The sequence below is a fragment of the Novosphingobium sp. 11B genome (genome assembly GCF_054589055.1).
Genome location: NZ_BAAILP010000224.1, coordinates 13449 through 17188 on the forward strand (window position 1 = coordinate 13449; position 3740 = coordinate 17188).

Annotated in this window: 4 protein-coding genes; 3 read left to right on the forward strand and 1 reads right to left on the reverse strand. The window is 67.8% G+C overall.

Annotated elements, in window-relative coordinates:
• A partial coding sequence (locus ACYPYD_RS20205; RefSeq protein ID WP_459665106.1) for a phytoene/squalene synthase family protein occupies nucleotides 1-939 on the forward strand: 939 nt, incomplete at its 5' end.
• 79 nt (nucleotides 940-1018) lie between these two features.
• Nucleotides 1019-1165, forward strand: coding sequence for a lmo0937 family membrane protein (locus ACYPYD_RS20210; protein ID WP_008829807.1), 147 nt, complete (start codon nucleotides 1019-1021; stop codon nucleotides 1163-1165).
• A gap of 18 nt (nucleotides 1166-1183) precedes the next feature.
• On the opposite strand, the gene ACYPYD_RS20215 is transcribed toward ACYPYD_RS20210, so the two are convergent.
• Nucleotides 1184-2449 carry a multidrug effflux MFS transporter gene (locus ACYPYD_RS20215; RefSeq protein ID WP_231957939.1) on the reverse strand — a complete coding sequence of 422 codons (1266 nt, stop codon included), beginning with the start codon at nucleotides 2447-2449 and terminating at the stop codon, nucleotides 1184-1186.
• 91 nt (nucleotides 2450-2540) lie between these two features.
• Between ACYPYD_RS20215 and dinB the strand changes: the two genes are divergently transcribed.
• Nucleotides 2541-3668: a DNA polymerase IV gene (dinB, locus tag ACYPYD_RS20220; RefSeq protein ID WP_459665107.1), complete on the forward strand. Its 1128-nt coding sequence runs from the start codon at nucleotides 2541-2543 to the stop codon at nucleotides 3666-3668.
• Nucleotides 3669-3740: the final 72 nt, after the last annotated feature.

Genomic DNA, 3740 nt, shown 5'->3' on the forward strand with positions numbered 1-3740 from the left:
GCCCACGAGTCCATCCGGCGCGGGTCGAAGAGCTTCGCCGCTGCCAGCCGCCTGTTCGACCGCGAAACGCGCGAGCGGGTCTGGCTGCTCTACGCCTGGTGCCGCGCCTGCGACGACATCGCCGACGAGCAGGAGTTCGGTGGAGGACATGGGGGCGGCGCCTCCACCCCCGGCAAGCTCGACCCCGAATCGCGCCTCGCCACGATCCGCACCCTCACCGAACTGGCGATGGCCGGGGAAGCAACCGGCTCGCCCGCCTTCGACGCACTCGGCCAGCTCATGCGCGAGACGCCGATCACCCCCGCCATGGTCGAGGACGTGCTCGCCGGCTTCGCGCTCGACGCCGCCGAATGGCGCCCGCGCTCCGAAACCGACATGCTGCGCTACTGCTACCACGTAGCGGGCGCGGTGGGGGTGATGATGGCCGCCGTCATGGGCGTGCCCGCCGACGACGAGGACACGCTCGACCGCGCCTGCGACCTCGGCATCGCCTTCCAGCTCGCCAACATCGTGCGCGACGTGTGGGAGGACGACGCCAACGGCCGCTGCTACCTGCCGGTCGAATGGCTGGTGGAGGCCGACATCCCCCCCGGCGAGATCACCAAGCCGCACTATCGCCACGCCCTCGTCCCGCAAGTCGCGCGGGCCTGCGCGATGGCGCGCGAATACGAGGCCTCCGCCCGCGTCGGCGCGGCGAAGCTGGCGTTCCGGCAGCGCTGGGCCGTGCTCTCGGCGGCAGGCATCTACGGCGGCATCGCGCGGGAGGTCGAACGCCTCGGCGCCCATGCATGGGACCACCGCGCAAGGGTGAGCATGCCGCAAAAGCTCCGCCTGATTGCCGGCGCTTTCTTCGAAGCGAAGCGTGAGCCCGTACCCGCGCCGATACCCCGGCCATCGCGCCGCGAACTGGCACGCCTTTCGTCGTCCCGGACGACGTGAAACCCTCTAAGCAATAGACCGGAAACAAATCCGTAGGACCCGGCGTTACCCACGCACACAACTGTTGGGAGCTACGTCCATGCTATTCACCATCGCCGCCATCCTCATCGTGCTCTGGCTGCTCGGCTTCGTCGTGTTCCATGTTTCCAGCGCGCTGATCCACGTGCTGCTGGTGATCGCCATCGTCGTGGGTCTCGTGCAGCTGTTCCGCGGCCGCAGGGTATAAAAAAGCGCGTGCGCCCCGTCAGTGACCGACTGGCGGAGGCGCATTGCGGTAATACTCCGGCGGGTTGAGACGGCGGAACAGCCGTCCGCCCTCCGAATAGAGCACCAGTACCAGCGCGATCAGCCCGCAGATCACCATGGCCGCCATGATCGGCCGCGCGGTGCCGTCGTAAGCCTGTCCGATCAGCGACCCCAGCGTCGCCCCCAGCACCATTCGCACGAACGCCATGACCGAGGCCGCCGCCCCCGCGATCCGCGCGAAAGGCTGCAGCGAGATCGCCTGGAAGTTCGAGCCGATGAAGCTGAGCATGCACATCGACAGCGTCATCAGCGGCAGGAAGGTCCACAGCCCTTCGCCCCGCATCGCCAGCGCGAGATGAAGCGCGCCCACCGCGATGTAGCACAGCAGGGCCGCGTGCGAGACGCGCCGCGCACCGAACCGCTCGACGATGCGGGCGTTGGCGAAGTTGGTGCAGGCCATCACCAGCGCCATGCAGCCGAAGATCACCGGGAACATCGTGCCCGCGCCGAAGTGCTCGCCCACCAGCTGCTGCGCGCTGTTGATGTAGCCGAACAGCGCCGCCTGCACGAAGGCCGCGCCCAGGAAATAGCCGAGTGACGCGCGCTCCTTCAGCGCCAGCCCCATGTTCCCCGCGATCACGCCGAAGCGCACGGGCTGGCGGAAATCGGGGTGCAGCGTTTCCGGCAGGCGAGTCCACGCCCAGGCGAAGACGCAGGCGGCAAGGCCGCCCATGATCCCGAAGATCCAGCGCCATCCCGCGAACAGCAGCACCGTCTGCCCCAGCATCGGCGCGATCATCGGCACCACCATGAAGGTCATCGCGATCAGCGACTGGCTGCGCGCCATGCGGTCGCCCTCGAACCGGTCGCGCAGGATGGTCATCGGCATGACGATCATCGCCGAGGTCACGAAGCCCATCATGCCGCGCGCGATCAGCAGCAACTCGAAGCTGGCCGAAACCGCGCAGACCATGGAGAGCAGCACGTAGGAAGTGATCGCCGTCAGCACCACCGGACGCCGCCCGAAACGGTCGGCCAGCGCCCCCGGAAACAGCGAACCGAGCCCCGAGCAGATCAGGAACACGCCGACGATCAGCTGGCGACGGTTGGGGTCGGCCAGGTGCAGGTCGGTGCCGATCGCGCCGAGCGCCGGCAGCATGACGTCGATCGCCAGCGCCTGCAGGGCTTGGAAGGAGGCCATCATGACGACGAATTCGAGCTCCCCCATCGGGAACTTGTCGGAGCGTGGTGCGGGGGAGGTCATGCGCTGGCGCATGCCGCACTTGGCATTGGATGGCCAGTGAAATCCCGCTCCGGATGGCGCATTCGGCCCGAACAGCGCTATATGATATTACATGTTTTCGCAGGACGATCATCGCCCCGGATCGGGAGAGGACGAGGCCGACGGCCTGCGCAAGATCATTCACGTCGACATGGACGCCTTCTACGCCAGCGTCGAGCAGCGTGACGATCCCTCGATCCGGGGGCTTCCCGTAGCGGTCGGCGGCTCGTCCGGACGGGGCGTAGTGGCGGCGGCGAGCTACGAAGCGCGCAAGTTCGGCGTGCGTTCGGCAATGCCCTCCGCCCGCGCCGTTCGCCTTTGCCCGGACCTCGTGTTCCGCAAGCCGCGCTTCGAGGTCTACCGCGAGGTCAGCCAGCAGATCCGCGCGATCTTCCTCGACTATACCCCGCATGTCGAACCGCTCTCGCTTGACGAGGCGTATCTCGACGTCACCGCCGACCTCAAGGGCATCGGCTCGGCCACCCGCATCGCGCAGGATATCCGCCGCCGGATCAAGGCCGACACACAGCTGACCGCCAGTGCCGGGGTGTCCTACAACAAGTTCCTCGCCAAGCTCGCCAGCGACCAGAACAAGCCCGATGGCCTCTGCGTCATCCGCCCCGGCGAGGGCGCGCAGTTCGTCGCCCGGCTACCGGTGCGCCGCTTCCACGGCGTCGGCCCGCGCGGGGCGGAGAAGATGGCGCGTCTCGGCATCGAGACCGGCGCCGACCTTGCGGGCAAGGACCTCGCCTTCCTGCGCGCCAACTTCGGCAGCTTCGCCGAATACCTGTTCCGCGCCGCACGGGGTGTCGACTTGCGCCAGGTACGTGCCGATCGCCCGCGCAAGTCGGTAGGCGGCGAGCGCACCTTCTTCGAGAACATCGAGGACCCGGTGGCCCTGCGCGAAACCATGGACCACATCGTCGATACGGTGTGGGAGCGCATCGAACGTTCCGGCGCGCGCGGCCGGACGGTGACGATGAAGCTGCGCTACGCCGACTTCCAGACCCTCACCCGCGCCCGCTCTTTGCATCATTTCGTGGCGGACAAGGCGGAGTTCTCGGCGATCGGCCATGCCTTGCTGGAGGACCACTTGCCCCTGCCCCAGCCGATCCGCCTGATGGGCCTGACGCTTTCGGCGCTGGAGCAGCGCGAGGAAGACGCGCGGCCCGCGAAGGACGGGCAGTTATCGCTGTTGTAGGAATCCTCCCTGTTCCGAAGGAATGGGGAGGGGGACCGCTCGCGTAGCGAGTGGTGGAGGGGGAGAAACCCC

What these genes read in the sequence shown, in the direction of transcription:
- ACYPYD_RS20210 (WP_008829807.1), top strand. Translation starts at nt 1,019, where the DNA reads ATGCTATTCACCATCGCCGCCATCCTCATCGTGCTCTGGCTGCTCGGC.
- ACYPYD_RS20215 (WP_231957939.1), bottom strand. Translation starts at nt 2,449, where the DNA reads ATGACCTCCCCCGCACCACGCTCCGACAAGTTCCCGATGGGGGAGCTC.
- dinB (WP_459665107.1), top strand. Translation starts at nt 2,541, where the DNA reads ATGTTTTCGCAGGACGATCATCGCCCCGGATCGGGAGAGGACGAGGCC.